General features: G+C 57.8%; 15 protein-coding genes. 11 read left to right on the forward strand and 4 right to left on the reverse strand.

Annotated features, from left to right (window positions below; translation table 11 throughout):
- Together BUQ90_RS03760 and BUQ90_RS03765 are read left to right on the forward strand one after the other, a co-directional pair.
- Window positions 1–1116 carry an ABC transporter permease gene (locus BUQ90_RS03760; RefSeq protein ID WP_074203776.1) on the forward strand — a complete coding sequence of 372 codons (1116 nt, stop codon included), beginning with the start codon at window positions 1–3 and terminating at the stop codon, window positions 1114–1116.
- A gap of 2 nt (window positions 1117–1118) precedes the next feature.
- Complete coding sequence (locus BUQ90_RS03765; RefSeq protein WP_074203777.1) at window positions 1119–2534, forward strand: efflux transporter outer membrane subunit; 1416 nt, start codon at window positions 1119–1121, stop codon at window positions 2532–2534.
- Between the two features lie 15 nt (window positions 2535–2549).
- On the opposite strand, the gene BUQ90_RS03770 is transcribed toward BUQ90_RS03765, so the two are convergent.
- Both BUQ90_RS03770 and BUQ90_RS03775 read right to left on the reverse strand, forming a co-directional pair.
- Complete coding sequence (locus tag BUQ90_RS03770; RefSeq protein ID WP_074203778.1) at window positions 2550–3674, reverse strand: M14 family metallopeptidase; 1125 nt, start codon at window positions 3672–3674, stop codon at window positions 2550–2552.
- Window positions 3671–4273: a DUF4136 domain-containing protein gene (locus BUQ90_RS03775; protein WP_074203779.1), complete on the reverse strand. Its 603-nt coding sequence runs from the start codon at window positions 4271–4273 to the stop codon at window positions 3671–3673. The genes BUQ90_RS03770 and BUQ90_RS03775 overlap by 4 nt, the downstream gene beginning before the upstream one ends.
- 157 nt (window positions 4274–4430) lie before the next feature.
- Here BUQ90_RS03775 and galE point away from each other — a divergent pair, with 157 nt between their 5' ends.
- The 7 genes from galE to BUQ90_RS03810 all read left to right on the forward strand — a co-directional run bounded on the left by galE (window position 4431) and on the right by BUQ90_RS03810 (window position 9981).
- On the forward strand, window positions 4431–5444 hold the full coding sequence (galE, locus tag BUQ90_RS03780) for a UDP-glucose 4-epimerase GalE (RefSeq protein ID WP_074204858.1): 1014 nt from the start codon (window positions 4431–4433) through the stop codon (window positions 5442–5444).
- 96 nt (window positions 5445–5540) lie between these two features.
- Window positions 5541–5666 carry a type B 50S ribosomal protein L36 gene (ykgO, locus tag BUQ90_RS03785; RefSeq protein WP_007165381.1) on the forward strand — a complete coding sequence of 42 codons (126 nt, stop codon included), beginning with the start codon at window positions 5541–5543 and terminating at the stop codon, window positions 5664–5666.
- Window positions 5667–5685: 19 nt separating this feature from the next.
- Window positions 5686–6315, forward strand: coding sequence for an HAD family hydrolase (locus tag BUQ90_RS03790; protein ID WP_074203780.1), 630 nt, complete (start codon window positions 5686–5688; stop codon window positions 6313–6315).
- A 362-nt stretch (window positions 6316–6677) separates the two neighbouring features.
- On the forward strand, window positions 6678–7088 hold the full coding sequence (locus BUQ90_RS03795) for a PH domain-containing protein (RefSeq protein ID WP_074203781.1): 411 nt from the start codon (window positions 6678–6680) through the stop codon (window positions 7086–7088).
- Window positions 7081–7275: a hypothetical protein gene (locus BUQ90_RS03800; RefSeq protein ID WP_074203782.1), complete on the forward strand. Its 195-nt coding sequence runs from the start codon at window positions 7081–7083 to the stop codon at window positions 7273–7275. Before BUQ90_RS03795 ends, BUQ90_RS03800 begins: the two co-directional genes overlap by 8 nt.
- Before the next feature lie 57 nt (window positions 7276–7332).
- Window positions 7333–7896 carry a TetR/AcrR family transcriptional regulator gene (locus tag BUQ90_RS03805; protein ID WP_074203783.1) on the forward strand — a complete coding sequence of 188 codons (564 nt, stop codon included), beginning with the start codon at window positions 7333–7335 and terminating at the stop codon, window positions 7894–7896.
- A 129-nt stretch (window positions 7897–8025) separates the two neighbouring features.
- On the forward strand, window positions 8026–9981 hold the full coding sequence (locus BUQ90_RS03810) for an alpha/beta hydrolase family protein (protein WP_143182711.1): 1956 nt from the start codon (window positions 8026–8028) through the stop codon (window positions 9979–9981).
- 42 nt (window positions 9982–10023) lie between these two features.
- Here BUQ90_RS03810 and BUQ90_RS03815 read toward each other — a convergent pair whose 3' ends face one another.
- On the reverse strand, window positions 10024–10638 hold the full coding sequence (locus tag BUQ90_RS03815) for a TetR/AcrR family transcriptional regulator (protein ID WP_074203784.1): 615 nt from the start codon (window positions 10636–10638) through the stop codon (window positions 10024–10026).
- 148 nt (window positions 10639–10786) lie between these two features.
- On the opposite strand from BUQ90_RS03815, the gene BUQ90_RS03820 reads away from it, so the two are divergent.
- Together BUQ90_RS03820 and BUQ90_RS03825 are read left to right on the forward strand one after the other, a co-directional pair.
- A complete protein-coding gene (locus tag BUQ90_RS03820) occupies window positions 10787–12301 on the forward strand; it encodes an amidohydrolase family protein (RefSeq protein WP_074203785.1) in 1515 nt (504 codons plus the stop codon).
- A gap of 97 nt (window positions 12302–12398) precedes the next feature.
- On the forward strand, window positions 12399–13784 hold the full coding sequence (locus tag BUQ90_RS03825; RefSeq protein WP_074203786.1) for an alkaline phosphatase PhoX: 1386 nt from the start codon (window positions 12399–12401) through the stop codon (window positions 13782–13784).
- Window positions 13785–13796: 12 nt separating this feature from the next.
- Here BUQ90_RS03825 and pyk read toward each other — a convergent pair whose 3' ends face one another.
- Entirely contained in the window at window positions 13797–15248 is a 1452-nt protein-coding gene (gene pyk / locus BUQ90_RS03830) for a pyruvate kinase (protein ID WP_074203787.1), read from the reverse strand.
- Between the last annotated feature and the right edge of the window lie 23 nt (window positions 15249–15271).

The raw sequence follows: 15271 nt of genomic DNA on the forward strand, positions 1-15271 counted from the left end.
ATGAGCGGACGGATCGGACCGCTGATCATCAAGGAGGCGCTGGCGGTGCTGCGTGACCGCCGCGCGCGACTGATGCTGATCGCGCCGCCGATCATCCAGCTGCTGCTGTTCAGTTTCGCATCCACGCTGGACGTCAATCACGCCCGGATCGTGGTGCTCAATCAGGACCAGGGCGCGGCGTCGACAGAGATTATTCGCCAGATTCAGGGCAGCAAGAATGTCGCGGACGTGACCCAGGTCCAGGCGGAATACCAGATCGAGCAGGCCATTCGCGCCCAGGATGCCCTTGCAGGGATCAAGTTCTCGGAAGATTTCTCCAGCCGGGTTGCCGCTGGCGAGACCGCCGAAATCCGGGTGGTGCTCGATGGACGCAAATCCAATGCTGCGCAGATTTTCAACGGATATCTGGTGCGTATCGCGCAGAATGCCGCAATCACGCTGACCGTTGAAAATCGCGGCGGTTCCGAAACCGCGCGTGAAGATGTTGCGATCATCCATGCCTATAATCCCAATCTCGAGGAATTCTGGCATGTTTTGCCCAGCCTGCTGGGGATTCTCGCCTGCATGACGACCTTGTCAATTTCGGCCCAGTCGGTGGCGCGGGAACGGGAACTGGGTACGTTCGAACAATTGCTGGTGACACCTCTGAAACTGCACGAGATCCTCATCGGAAAGGCCGTACCGGCGATATTCGTGGGGCTAGCCAATGCCACCCTGTTTGTCGTGGCGACCATCTGGCTGTTCGACGTGCCGCTGCAGGGATCCATTTTCACGCTCTATTTTGCGCTGACGTTCTTCGTGCTCGCGGTGGTTGGCGTGGGACTGCTCATTTCTTCGCTGTCAACGACCCAGCAGCAGGCGTTTTTGGGCACCTTCATTTTCCTGACCCCGGCCGTGCTGCTGTCCGGCTATGCCAGTCCGATTGACAATACCCCCTTCTGGATGGAGCGCCTGTCCATGGCCAATCCGGTGCGCCACATGACGACGATCGCGCATGGTGTGTTTTTGAAAGACACGTCTTTTCAACAGATCCTGGCCAGCGTATTTCCGCTCATGGTGATCGCGGCCATTTCGCTGACCTCGGCCGCCTGGCTGTTTCGTCGGAGGATGGAGTGAACATGACACGAAATTTCTGCCTGATTATGCTGCTGCCCGGCCTCTCTGCCTGCATGACCGGGATCGATGCGAATCGTGAACTGGCAGTGCAGGACCCGCCAGCGGAATTTGCGTCCGGCACCGAGCCCGGTGCCTTGCCGGCGAACTGGCTGGACGGGATGGATGACCCGCTCCTATCGACTCTTGTCCGCGAAGCTGCTTCCGGCAATTTTGATGTCGCCCGTTCAACCGCACTTGTGCGTCAGGCCCGGGCGATGGCGGAGGCGGCCAATGGCCGTCAGTTTCCACAGGGTGGGCTGGGCGGGTCCGCGAACCGCAATCAGCTGAGCGAAAATGGCTTCATTCCGGTCGGCAACGTCCCCGGTTTTGACCGGACCTATTCGCTCTATGATATCGGTTTTGATGTCAGCTACGAACTGGATATCTGGGGGCGCAAAGGCAACACCGTCCGCGCGCGGCTGGCGGATGCCGAAGCTGCGGTGCAGACGCGCCGGGCGACATTGCTGACGGTGATGGCAGAGACGGCACGGACCTACGGTGAGCTGCGCAGTCTGGAATTGCAGGAAAAGGCGATGACCAGCCGGCTTGCCAGCGCCAAGGAAAAGTTGCGGCTTGCCGAATTGCGGACCAAATTTGGCGAAGCCCCGCTCAGCGAAAGCATTGCCGCGGCCGGTGAGCTGGATGCGCTCGCGGCCGAACTGCCGCCGTTGCAGGGCCGGATCCGGGTCGCCATGTTTCAGCTCGCCCTGCTCACCGGCAAACAACCGGCGGAACTGGTCGACCGGCTGGACGGTACCGGCAGCCTGCCGGCACTTCCGGATGCGATATTCGCCGGCCTGCCCTCAGACATGCTGACGCGCCGGCCGGACGTGGCGGCTGCGGCGTTCCGCTTTGATGCCGAGCGGCAGCGATTGAAAGTGGCTCGCGCAGACCTGTTTCCGCGCTTTTTCCTGCTCGGCAGCCTCGGTCGGCAGGAGCGGGATATTGACGGGATCACTTCCGGTGGCAGCGGGCGCTATTCGATCGGGCCATCCTTTTCCTGGCCCTTGTTCGAGATGGGCACGATCCGCGCACAGATCCGCGGCGCGGATGCGAAGGTCGATGCCGCGGCCAGCACCTATGAACAGGCCGTGTTGACTGCGCTTACCGAAAGTGAATCTGCGTTGACTCGCTATGCGCGGTCGAAGGAAGCCGCCGATCTCGCAGAAAAATCCGTGGCCCGGGCAGCACAAAATGCCGGGCTGTCGGCAGAGCTCTACAAAAGCGGGGAGGTCACCAAACTGGCCTGGCTGGATGCGCAGATCGAACAGGCCATTGCCGAGGAACGGCATGCCGCTTTGCGCGGTGAAGCCTTCCGCAACCTGATTGCGGCATACAAGGCGCTTGGCGGGGGCTGGCCGGAACTGGCTGAGAAATAAGCTCCAGGCATTTTGTCAGATATCGTCAATCTGTTCGGCCAGAGTTGCCAGGCAATCCTCGGCAAGCAGCTGACAGCGTTCTGGTGACCAGCCCTGTTCCGGGTCGGGCAGGTCGCGATTATCCTTGAACGGCATTTCCAGCGTCATGGCGATGGCACCGAAACGTTCGGCGACCTGATTGGTGGACATCGAGAGATTGGCCTTGCCCTTTGCCGCCACCGGATAGCCGAGCTCTGTCTGGAAATCGGGTGTGCGTTCGGCCAGCCGGTCGCGATAGGCGTGATATTTGCGGCCCATCTCGTCGGTCCAGCTGGGGATGCCTTCAAAACCCGCAATGAAAACGGCCGGAATGGCTTCATCGCCATGCACATCGATGGCGAAATCGACACCGCTTTCATCCATGGCATTGCGGACACACAGGACCTCCGGGCTTTTTTCTGCGCTCGGCTCATGCCATTCGCGGTTAAGATTGATCCCCGCGAAATTGGTCCGCAAATGCCCGCGGCGTGACCCGTCGGGGTTCATGTTGGGCACAATGTGGAGACGGCATTTCTGCAGCAACAGGCGCGCCTGCGGATGCGACGGGTCGGTGAGCATGTCGAGCGCACCGTCGATCCACCACTCGGCCATGGTTTCGCCAGGATGCTGGCGGGCGTAGAGCCAGACCTGTTTGTCACCACTGCCCATCTCCAGACAATCAATCGGCTGGCCTTCGAGGCTGTAGCCCAGTGTCCGGCACGTCACGCCCTCCACCGCCGCCATTTCGGCGATCAGATCATGGTGGCGCTCCATGCCGTAGGGCGCAAAATAGGCAAACCAGACGATGTTGCTGGACGCGATATAGCGTATCGTGAGCGTCCCGCTTTTGTCATCATAGGACGATTCAGTCCGGCCCCAGTAATCGCGGTCTTCACTGACGCATGCCTGATAGCCCGGCCAGCCTTGCGGATAGGCCGAATCCTTTAGCCCCCTGATCGCGAGCGTCAGCTCGTCGCCAATCGCGCAACTGACCCGAAAATGGAACCACTGGAAAAAATCACTGTCCTTGTCCTTGCGGATCGACAGTGTTGCGGAGGTGTCATTGATCTCTTCAACAACGATATTGCCGGAATCGAACGCAGCGGTGATGTCTATGCTCATGGCACCCTGATAGTGCTTCCGGACTGTCCGGGGAAGTCCCTGAATAGGGCTTCTGCCAGACGGGATGCGGCAAGTCCGGGTTGCGACGCCGGAGAGCCCTGCTTCGCTTCGATGGACGAGCGACCTTCCCAGACGACATTGCCATCAGACTGGCGACTGATCCGGACCGACAGTTCCGTGACAATCTTGTCTTTGGGCTTGCCGCCCAGATTGATTCCAATGCCCAGACCCACGCCCGAGCGATAGCCACCGGTGCGGCCGCCAACGCCAACGGATACCGGTGAACGCTGTCCGCCAGCGGTCAGCACGCTCTGATCCACAAGGACGCGGACCAGATATTCACTGGCCTCAGATGGATCAAGAGACTCCTGGAAGCCGACGCGCTGCAACTCCCTCAGGACCGCCACATCATAGGTGCGTTTTTCCAGGCTGCCGCCTTCTTCGCCATCCACTGCGGGGGCGATGGTGACGGTTCCTGTGCCGATCGCCATGGTTTCGGCATTGTGAAAACGTGTGACACTGACGGGCGGAGTGGTCGTGGCGCATGCTGCCAGTGCGATGGACATTCCTGTCGCGATTGCAAGTCTTTGAATCCTCATGAGAATCTATCCTCTTTGGCGATTTGCGCTTATATTAGCCGATATTTCCCTTTCCGTTGGTAAATAATTGCATCGGGATGGACCTGTGGTTAACCGGAAGGAGATGTTTGTGCGATAACCGGGGCTGCTCAAGTCCAGCAGATTGCGAGAGATGAAGATGCCCGAACGTTTTACAGTCCTGGTTACCGGTGGAGCAGGCTATATCGGCAGCCATGCAGTGCTGGCGCTGCGGGATGCGGGCTGGTCCGTCGCGGTGATCGACAATCTGGTCACCGGATTTCGCTGGGCGGTGCCGGAGGATGTCCCCTTTTATGAAGGCGACATATCAGACGCTGACCTGGTCGCCAAAATTATCGCGGACGAGAATGTCGGCGCGGTCATGCATTTTGCCGGGTCGGTCGTTGTGCCGGAATCGGTGGAGAATCCGCTCAAATATTATGACAATAATTCCGCGCGCAGCCGCAGCATGATCGAATCCGTCGTCGCAAATGGTGTGAAGCATTTCATTTTCTCCTCGACCGCGGCGACCTACGGCATTCCGGAAACCAGCCCGGTGCGGGAAGACACGCCGCAGGTGCCGATCAATCCCTATGGCATGTCCAAGTTGATGACCGAGCATATGCTGCGCGATGTGGCCGCCGCCCATGACATGAATTTCTGCGCCCTGCGCTATTTCAACGTGGCTGGAGCCGATCCCCAGGCGCGCAGCGGCCAGTCGACCATCGGCGCCACCCATTTGCTCAAGGTTGCGGTTGAAGCCGCGCTGGGCAAACGCGATGGAGTCGCCGTGTTCGGCACCGATTATGACACGCCGGATGGCACCGGTGTGCGCGACTATATTCATGTTTCCGATCTGGCTGCGGCCCATGTTCTGGCGCTGGAAGCGCTGATTGCGGATCCCGAAACCAGCCATTTTCTGAACTGCGGCTATGGCCGGGGATTCTCGGTACTGGAAGTGCTGGATGCCGTGGACCGGGTCACCAACCTCCGGATCGACCGGAAAATCGAAGGGCGCCGGGCGGGTGATCCCGATTCGCTGATTTCGGACAATCGCGCGATCATGGACCGCTTCCCGTGGCAGCCCAAACATGCCGATCTTGACCAGATTGTCCGTCATGCCCTCGCCTGGGAGCGAAAACTGGGAGATATTCAGCCGGGTAACGACGCCTGAGCGCTTGACTTTGGGCCGGGACAACCTTAACTGCACCGTCTGTTCGCGGCTCCGGCCGATTCACAACATTTCAATTCTGCAAGGCGTGGTACCAAAATGAAGATCCGCAACTCTCTGAAGTCGCTCAAAAACCGTCATCGGGACTGCCGCGTGATCCGTCGTCGTGGCCGCACCTATGTGATCAACAAGACGAATCGCCGGTTCAAGGCGCGTCAGGGCTGATCGACTTCCCGTCGGTCGCATGACTGGCAATTCCAGAACCGAATCCCTCATTGACACCGTCATCTTTGATGTCGGTCAGGTTCTCTATCGCTGGGACCTGCGCTATCTCTATGAAAAACTGATTGACGATCCGGAAGAACTGGACTGGTTCCTGGCCCATGTGGTGACCCCGGATTGGCACTTTCAGCATGACGCCGGACGGCCGCTGGCGGAAATGGTGCCTGAGCGGATTTCCGAGTTTCCGCGATATGAAAAACATATCCGCGCCTATGCGGAGCGCTTCATCGAATCCATTCCCGGTCCGATAGATGCGACTCACGATCTCGCCCGGCGGTTGGCGAACAGCGGCGTGACGCTCTACGGTCTGACAAATTTCGCCGCCGACTTCTGGCAGATGTTCCGCCCGACGGCTCCGATTTTCAATCATTTCCGTGATGTGCTGGTGTCGGGTGAGGAGAAACTGGCAAAGCCCGATCCCGCCATTTACCACCTGGCCCTTGAGCGATTTGAAGTTGCACCGGAGCAATGCCTGTTTGTTGACGACCGGCCTGAAAATATTGCTGCCGGACAGGCCCTGGGAATCCGCGGCCATTGTTTTGGCGATGCGAAGGATCTCGAGCGGGAGTTGGAGTCGCTGCAGCTGATCTGATCAGCTGCCAGCATTGCCAGGATACCCCGGACACATGGGGCGGTGTTTTGCGAATCTGTAGGAAACTGGCCGTACACAATCGCCATGATTGTTCGGTAACTTTGTGATTTTTCACGATTTTACAGATGCCACGTTGTCGAAAGCCCGCCTTTTGACTTAGCCGTTGGAGGAGTTCTCAACGGAGGTCATCATTCATTTGTTACATGCAGATTTCAGGCAATCGCGGTGCCCGGCGGGCATTGGGGGGTCTGTTTTTCCCGAACATCACAGTTTGCAGGAGTTCATTGCATCCCTGCCCCCCAGGTACAGAATGGACTCCTGCATTTCCTGGCCAGGCGGCGGCACACCCGGAGCATTCCGGCATGCATTCTGATCTCGGCTATTTCGACACAAATTGTCGTTTGAGCGGAGAAAAGGTTTTTGGCAGCATCGGTTGTCTCAATGAGGGCAATCCTTTTCCCGGTTCGCTGATACTGACCAATATGCGGCTATTGTTCTTGCGCAGCAGCCGGATTGGGCAGCAGTCTCGCTCGATAAGGCTGAAAAGCATCCGGAGCGTCTCGTCTCATTTAGAAAACAGCTACCACTATATCCTGGTAGTCCGTTTGCCGGCGGTTGAGCACAGGTTTGAACTGCATGGTCAGGATTTCGCAACGAAAAATGCCTTTGCGCAGCTTTTACAAGCGCGATTGCTAAAAGCTTCCCATTCCGCAAGCGATCAAACATCGGCTCTCGCCGGACAATCTGCCAGGACACAAACAAACCATGCCTGATTCCGTTGATGAACGTATTTATCTGACCCACTTGCTGAAATCTTGCGTCAAAAGCGCCGACTCGCTGGCGCTGAAGCTGGTTGCGATCAAGATTTGTGAAGCCATTGAACTGGTGGAAGCCGCCAATATCCAGCAGGGGGAGGACGATGATGGTCTGCGCTTCAGCGCCAGTGCCCGAGAGCCCTGAGCCTCCAGATTGCGATAGCATCAATGCGGTCCGGAACGGGTCGCGGAGCTGAGAATCGTGGATATCCGGGTTTCAAAAACGCAAAAATCCCTCGCTGACGCGGCGAATCTACTGATGGAGAAATACGCCTGGAGAGATATTTCGGTTTCGACGTTGTGTGATCAGGCCGGAATCTCTCGTTCAACCTTCTATGCGCATTTCGCCACGAAGGCCGAATTGCTCGAGCAGATGTTCCTCTGGGTGGAACAGGATTTGATAGCCAATGCACCTGAAAACCGGGGACTGGATGTGAGCGGGCAGTTTGGTTTTTTGCCCGGACTGATCGCCATTCTCAGAGCAAGAAGACAAATTTTCCGGCGGCAGCAGCATAATGAGTCTGGTATCGCAATGGCCCATCGGACTCGCCAGATGATTGCCAACATGATGCTGGAAGAAACACGAAACTCCACATTGTCGAACCAATTGTCCGATCGCGACCTGATCTTTTTGGGCGGAGCAGTTTCGGCCGTTATTCGCAAATGGGCTGATGACAAGCATGTTGAAGCGGACGAAGAGCTGATCAACAGTCTGGACAATCATGTGACTGGCTTTTTCGCGCTGCTGGAAGGCAGAACAGTCTGAACGGAAAGGACCTGTTTCCATGCACATTGACTATTGCGCAAAAAAAGGGGTTCGTTAGTCTTGTTGTTTGCAAAGTAAATCAGCAGGGGCATCGCATTGATTGGACCGTTATTGGCATCAATTCTATTCGTGACATCGACTCAAAGTCAGGAAATCCCTGCCCGGACGGTCGAAAAACCGGCACCGACGGAAGGTGCCAGAACGGCTTCCAAATCCCAGCTTTCTGCTGAAAAGCTCCCGCTTGAGGCTTTCGCCAAGCTGCCTTTTATCGAAATGATCGAACTGTCGCCCAATGGTCAGTATTTCGCTGGCGTTTTTGGCGTCAAGGGTGAGCAGCGTATCCTGATTTCTCCGCTCAATTTTGACCGGACAAAAATCAAAATGCTTCCGATTCCGGACGAAACAGAGATCAGCCGGATCCGCTGGATCAATGACGACAATATCCTGATCAGCATGTACGGCCTGACCCGCGTGTTCGACGATCGGTGGTATATCTCCCGGATTTTCGGCGTGAATCGCAAAACCGGTGAATTTACCAAGCTTCTGACGCGCCAGACGGGTCAAAATGCCGCCCAGGTGATCTGGACACCGTCCGATGGTTCAGCGGAAATCCTCGCTGCCGGACAAGGGTCCATTTACAGTGATGAAGACGAATTCTGGCCCGGCGTGTTCCGGGTCAATGTCGAAACCGGAAAACAGAAACGGGTCTTGAAGGGTAAGCAATATGTCACGCGCTGGGGCGCGGATGGCTCCGGCAATGTCCGGTTCGGCCTCGGCTACAATGATCGCAACCAAACCTCCCGGCTGTTATATGCCAAGGAAGGCAGTCGAGCCTTCCGGACTGTCGACAAGGCCGATCTGGGCGAGGAAGAATCGCTCGACGTACCGTTTTATTTCGTTCCAGGTACCGATAATGGCTGGATGATCCGGGACAATGCCGAAGGCAAGTCAGTCATCATGGAGCATAATATCGCGACCGGTGAAGATGTCCGGACGGTTTATGAGAATCCCGACAGTGATGTCATCAGAGTTAAAATGTCCCACGATCGGTCAAAGCTGTTGGGCGTGCGGCTGAACGCCAAGGATAATGACTTTGAATGGCTCGACCCAAAGGTCAAGCAGGCCCAGGAAGTGCTGGATGAAGCGGCCACCAATGCCAATGCCAGAATCGTGAGTCTCAGTCGGGATCAGACGAAAATGCTGGTCCGCATCGGTACGGCCGACAATCCCGGTCTGATCTATTTTTATGACCATGCGAAAGGGAATCTTTCCAAACTTGCGTCAGTGAACGAAGCTATCGGTGACCGCCGGCTGGCCCGGGCCAAATATGTGCAATACGAGGCGCGCGACGGTCTGGAAATTGAAGGTGTGTTGACCCTGCCGCGCGGGCGGGTGGCGAAGGATCTTCCGTTCATCGTCTTGCCGCATGGCGGGCCCTGGTCCCATGACAGCCTCAGCTATGACTATTGGGCGCAGTTTCTGGCGAATATGGGCTATGCCGTTCTCCAGCCCAATTTCCGGGGTTCCACCGGCTATGGTCAGGCTTTCGTCAAAAAGGGGCAGGGTCAGATGGGCTTTGCGATGCAGGATGACATTAGCGATGGAGTCAGATGGGCAGTTGATCAAGGCATCGCCAATCCGGATCGCGTCTGTATCATGGGCGCATCCTATGGCGGCTATGCGGCCATGTGGGGTATCGCAAAAGATCCCGACCAGTATCGCTGTGCCATCGCCATTTCCGGCGTTGCGGCGCTGCGCCGGGAAGTGAACGATTTTGGCGGTTCGATCCGCGAGAATCTGTACCGCAAGCAATGGCGGCGGATGACCCCCGATTTCAGGGCCGTCTCACCGCTCTATGCAATTGACCGGATCAAGGCGCCACTTCTGCTGGTTCACGGGAAAAAGGATGTCACGGTTGATCATGGCCAGTCTTCCAAAATGTACAAGGCGATGAAGAAGGCCGGCAAGGCGGTCGACTTTGTGTCACTGGAGAAAGCCGATCACTATTTCACGCGCGAAGCGGACCGCATGGCGCTGCTGCAGTCCATTGAGAACTTTCTGCTCACTCATAATCCGCCGGACTGACAAGAAGGGAATGGTCGGCGGTTTTGGGTGCGAACCCGATGATCATGACCCGGTGCGGTTCACCCGGAGAAGGATTGCCGTCAACGTCTCTTCGCGCTGCGCCTCCGTCATTTGATCCAGTCCCAGAGTGCGCTCCGCCCGGCCAGAGATGATCAGTTCCGCCAGCCCGTGAACCACCGACCAGGACGCCATCAGATCCTTCATGCTGTCCGGATCGGTGTAAGGATTTCGCCCGTTATGAGCCTGGGTATTTTCTACCAGCCGCTCGAAAACGGACAGGGCGACGTTGAAAAAGCGCGTGTCGGAACGATCGGGCACGGCCGAATTGAACATCAGGGCAAAGAGCTCCGGAAAAGCAACCGCAAATTCGATATAACCCAAACCTGAGGCGATAATCCGGGCGAGCGGTTCTGGCCCAGCTGTCTCCTCGCGGCTTGTCTGATAGTGCAACAGGCGCTGATATCCCTTGGCGGCCAGCGCGGTCAGGAGACCTCGGGCGTCCCCGAAATGGTGGGCGGGCGCGCCATGACTGACCCCCGCGCGCTTGGCGACGGCGCGCAACGAAATCCGTTCTATTCCACTTTGTGACAGCTCGGTCTCAGCCGCCTCGAGCAGAGTTGCTGCAAGGCCTTCGTGTCGAAATTCGCTCTCCGTCATCAAGGCGGTCCTCCGATCCTTTCCTGGCCATTCTAGCATTTTGCTTGACACTGTCTAGATACATCGCATAGGAGGCAGCTAGACAGTGTCTAGTTGCCCACTGAACAGGGCACTGGACATGGAAAACGACCGGGAAGGGTGACGCGAAATGGGTAAATGGGCGAAACGGATTTTGCTGGGAATGCTTGTTCTCACTCTGGTCAGCGGCATTGGCACCTATGTTTTCGTCAAGCGCGCCGTTGTCGAAATGTTTGGCGGAAACACCCAGATTGCTGAGCCGCTTCCTCGGGCGGCAGATGCGGGGCCTGTGTTCATCACCAATGTGCATGTTCTTGCGCCAGCGGCGGATATGTTTCTGGAACAACAGACCGTTGGCATCAAAGATGAAAAAATCACCTTTGTCGGTGCTGATGCGCCGATTCCGAAAGACGCACAGGTGATTGATGGCCGTGGCAAGTACCTGGTGCCGGGATTCACCGACTCGCATGTTCATTTGTGGCGAAGTGAAAATGATCTGCTGCTCTATGTCGCCAATGGTGTCACCCAGATACGGGAAATGCACGGGACCGAGCGGCATCTGAGATGGCGGTCGGAAATCGAGCAGGGGCGACTCGGCCCCGATCTATTCGTTGTGGCCGCTCAGCTCGCGACCTATGATTTTTTCGAAGGCCTGTGGATAGAGCTGACTGCAGAACGCAATGTCGTACGATCGCAAAATGATGTGCAGAGCGCAGTCGCAACCCTGAAATCGAAAAGATATGATGCGATCAAGGCAAGCAGTTTCCTGAGCCTCCCCGGATATCAATGGGCCAGCGAACAATCGGAGGAACAGCAAATTCCCCTGACGGGGCATATTCCCCTGGACGCGTCGCTCGAAGATCTCTGGGCTTCGGATCAGGGCGAAGTGGCGCATGTCGAGGAATTCGTCAAAGCGCTCGACCGCGAGTTTGGCGGCTACCGACATGATTCCACTGAAGACTTTCTGGCATTTGTTCGAGAGAAAAGTGCAGAAGTTGCGCGACGCGTAGCCGATAGAAACATCGCCGTCACATCGACCCTGTCCATTATCCAGAGCTTCAGCGCGCAGCAAATGGATCTGAAGCCGACCCTCGCTGGCGTGGAGCTGGAATATGTCAATCCCGGGCTGGCCGAAGGTCAGGCGATGGGCTGGCTGCCGGAAACCAACCGCTACCGGCTCGCCGACCAATACAAGACCACGGGATGGAAAGACCGCCAGGGCGCCTATTGGGCGGCCTATGCCGAGGCCCAGCAGATATTGTTTGAAGCGCTCCGGAATGCCGGTGTGCGAATGATGGCGGGCACGGATGCTAACGTTCCCGTCATGGTTCCAGGCTTTTCCCTGCATGGAGAAATGCAGGCGATGCAGGAAGCCGGCATGACCACTGCCGAAGTACTGGCGTCGGCCACCACCATTCCTGCGACATGGATGAACTGGAAGGCGGGCCAAATTCGGACAGGTTATGCCGCCAATCTGGTGCTGCTGCGGGAAAACCCGCTCGCCGATATCGCGGCAACCCGGTCCATCGAAACGGTTTTTGTTAATGGCCATGTCCTTGTTCGCACCCGGCTCGACCAGCTGCTCGAATCGGTCCGCACGGCGAATGACGCCAGCCGCCAGGAGAGTCTGGATTTCATCCGCTGACGTCGACGAGCAGATGTCGTTCGCAGAAAATCTCTTTTGTCTGCGCACGCGCATATTCTATCCTGTCGGCTTCAGGGGATGATGCGAGGAGCATGAAATGGAGATTGGTCGCCGGGATTTTATCCGCAAAGCACAGATGGTCGGGCTATATTTTGCTGCCTTTTCCGCATCATCCGGTGCGCTGGCATATAGCCGCAACAAGGGCATCAAGCTGATCCCGGATCCGGACGGCCTGCTCGACTTGCCAGAGGGCTTCACCTACCGCAAGATCGCCGAAACCGGCACCGTCATGTCGGACGGTTTCTATCGCCCCGGGCGCCCTGATGGCATGGCCTGTTTTCCGCATCCGGAATCGGCCAGCAAAAGCATCCTGATGTGCAATCACGAAAACTGGCTCAATGTTGAGGATGGCAGTCCGTTTGGGAAAAATGACGAGCTGCTCGACCGGGTTGGCCGTGGGAAGCTTTATGATCGCAAGAAAGACGGTCGTCCGTTTTTCGGCGGCGTCAGCAAGATGATTTATGACCAGTCCACAGGTCAGCTGGAATCGCAATATCTGGTCCTGACCGGAACCGCAGCCAATTGCGCTGGCGGTGCGACACCCTGGGGGTCGTGGCTGACTTGCGAGGAAGAAATGCTGAAGCCCGAGGAAGGACCGGGAAAACATCACGGCTTTGTTTTTGAAACGCCATCTTCCGCCACCGGCCTGATCAAGCCCGTCCCGCTCACGGCAATGGGTCGGTTCGCGCATGAGGCAGCGGCTGTCGATCCCGAAACCGGCATTGTCTATCTGACCGAAGACAATCGCAATGGCCTCTTCTACCGCTTCATACCGCGCAAACGCGGGCAACTGGAGAAAGGCGGAAAGCTGCAGGCGCTGGTGATCAATGACTGGAAATCGGCCAATACCAACAACTGGCCGGTAGACTGGGGCGGTGGTGGTCCGGGCCGGGTCAAGGCCGGTCAGGAATTTGAGGTATCATGGATTGATCTGGACGATGTCGAGTCTCCCAATGCCGACCTTGCCGCTCGCGGGCATGCCGCAGGTGCCGCCTATTTCTGCCGTGGTGAAGGCATGGCTTACGGTCTCCGGCCGGGAAGCAATACCGGAGAGATTTTCTTCAACTGTACCCAGGGCGGTGCGGTGCGGGCCGGTCAGGTCTGGCGCTATACGCCGGGTGAGACCGGCAAACTGACGATGATTTATGAATCACCCAGTTCCGACGAACTGGACCTGTGTGACAATCTCGCCCTCGCGCCTTCTGGCGATCTGATCATTTGCGAGGACGGTCTCGGCAGCCAGTATCTGCGCGGCCTGACACCCGACGGGACAGTCTATGATTTCGCCCGCAATGCCCACCAGGATGAAGCGGAATTCTGCGGGGCCTGTTTCTCGCCAGATGGCAGCACCATGTTCGTCAATGTCCAGCAGCCGGGCATGACCTATGCGATTACCGGACCCTGGGACAGCTTGCGCAGCTGATCATCCTTTACGCTAGCTGCGCTTGAGCTCGTCTCCGCTCAGCCGCACGACGTGCAGCAGGTTGGTCGAGCCGGGGGTCCCGAATGGCACGCCGGCGCAAACAATCAGCCGCGATCCCGCCTTGCCGAGCTTGTGGCGCAGCGCCATCCGCTTGGCTTTGGCGATCATTTCCTCGAAACTCTTGACGTCGCGCGTGACGACGGCATGCGCGCCCCAGAGCAGGCCGACGCGCCGGGCCGTGTTGCGGTTCGGCGTCAGCACCAGAAGCGGGACCGAGGGCCGTTCGCGCGCCATCCGGCGGGCGGTGGAGCCGGACGTGGTGAAACAGACGATCGCCGACGTCTTGACGGTCCGGGCAATATTGTAGCTGGCTGCAGCAAGTGCATCTGCCGTCGTCTCATCCGGCACCGTCTCCGTGAAATGTACGCGTTCGGCGTAGGAGGCGTCGCTTTCGACTTGCTCCGCGATCCGGTCCATCATTGTCGCGGACTCAATCGGCCAGTCGCCAACCGCTGATTCCGCTGACAGCATGATCGCGTCCGCGCCGTCATAGATGGCGGTTGCGACATCGGACACTTCCGCGCGCGTGGGTGTCGGAGACTTGATCATCGATTCCAGCATTTGCGTTGCCACCACAACCGGTCGCCCGAGCTTGCGGGCGGCGGCGACGATTTTCTTCTGTAGCGGCGGCACCTGTTCCGGGAGCAGTTCGACACCGAGATCGCCGCGTGCCACCATCACCGCGTCTGACAGTTCGAGAATTTCCTCAAGCCGGTCAATCGCCGCCGGCTTTTCGATTTTCGCGAGCAAGGCTGCCTTGCCTCCGATCAGGCGCCGGGCTTCGGCAACATCTTCCGGGCGCTGGACAAAGCTGAGCGCGATCCAGTCGACATTCTGCTCGAGCGCGAAAGTCAGGTCCTTGCGATCCTTTTCGGTCAGCGAACTGACCGGCAGGACCACTTCGGGCACGTTGACACCCTTGCGGTCCGACAGCGGTCCGCCGACAATGACTTTGGTCTCAACGCTTTTGCCGTCGGTCTTTGTCACTTCCAGCCGGATCTTGCCATCGTCGAGCAGCAGCGTGTGTCCGGGTTCGAGTGTCTCGATAATCTCCCGGTGCGGCAGGTTGACGCGCCTGGCATCCCCCTTTTTGCGCTGCAGGTCGAGCGTGAATTTCGCGCCCTCCCTGAGCGTCACCGGGGCCCTGGCAAAGCTGCCGATGCGGAGTTTCGGACCCTGCAGGTCTGCCAGAATGGTGATCGGCCGGCCGACTTTCTTTTCGAGCGCACGGATCGACTTCACATTGCCGGCATGAGCCTTGTGCTCGCCATGGCTCATGTTCATGCGAAACGCATCGACGCCCGCCTTGTACATTTTCTCGATCATCGCCGGACTGCCACTGGCCGGGCCCAGTGTTGCCAGCACCTTTACCTTGCGGTCGCGGGAGAACATGTGCGATGCCATCGGAAAATTCCTGTAAATTTCTG

Source organism: Parasphingorhabdus marina DSM 22363, assembly GCF_900128895.1.
GTDB classification, from domain to species: domain Bacteria; phylum Pseudomonadota; class Alphaproteobacteria; order Sphingomonadales; family Sphingomonadaceae; genus Parasphingorhabdus; species Parasphingorhabdus marina.

Bases quoted from the DNA above. Each gene is read 5' to 3' on its own strand.
- BUQ90_RS03760 (WP_074203776.1), top strand. From the start codon at position 1: ATGAGCGGACGGATCGGACCGCTGATCATCAAGGAGGCGCTGGCGGTG.
- BUQ90_RS03770 (WP_074203778.1), bottom strand. From the start codon at position 3,674: ATGAGCATAGACATCACCGCTGCGTTCGATTCCGGCAATATCGTTGTT.
- ykgO (WP_007165381.1), top strand. From the start codon at position 5,541: ATGAAGATCCGCAACTCTCTGAAGTCGCTCAAAAACCGTCATCGGGAC.
- BUQ90_RS03815 (WP_074203784.1), bottom strand. From the start codon at position 10,638: ATGACGGAGAGCGAATTTCGACACGAAGGCCTTGCAGCAACTCTGCTC.
- BUQ90_RS03765 (WP_074203777.1), top strand. From the start codon at position 1,119: ATGACACGAAATTTCTGCCTGATTATGCTGCTGCCCGGCCTCTCTGCC.
- BUQ90_RS03820 (WP_074203785.1), top strand. From the start codon at position 10,787: ATGGGTAAATGGGCGAAACGGATTTTGCTGGGAATGCTTGTTCTCACT.
- pyk (WP_074203787.1), bottom strand. From the start codon at position 15,248: ATGGCATCGCACATGTTCTCCCGCGACCGCAAGGTAAAGGTGCTGGCA.
- BUQ90_RS03795 (WP_074203781.1), top strand. From the start codon at position 6,678: ATGCATTCTGATCTCGGCTATTTCGACACAAATTGTCGTTTGAGCGGA.
- BUQ90_RS03790 (WP_074203780.1), top strand. From the start codon at position 5,686: ATGACTGGCAATTCCAGAACCGAATCCCTCATTGACACCGTCATCTTT.
- BUQ90_RS03775 (WP_074203779.1), bottom strand. From the start codon at position 4,273: ATGAGGATTCAAAGACTTGCAATCGCGACAGGAATGTCCATCGCACTG.
- galE (WP_074204858.1), top strand. From the start codon at position 4,431: ATGCCCGAACGTTTTACAGTCCTGGTTACCGGTGGAGCAGGCTATATC.
- BUQ90_RS03800 (WP_074203782.1), top strand. From the start codon at position 7,081: ATGCCTGATTCCGTTGATGAACGTATTTATCTGACCCACTTGCTGAAA.
- BUQ90_RS03825 (WP_074203786.1), top strand. From the start codon at position 12,399: ATGGAGATTGGTCGCCGGGATTTTATCCGCAAAGCACAGATGGTCGGG.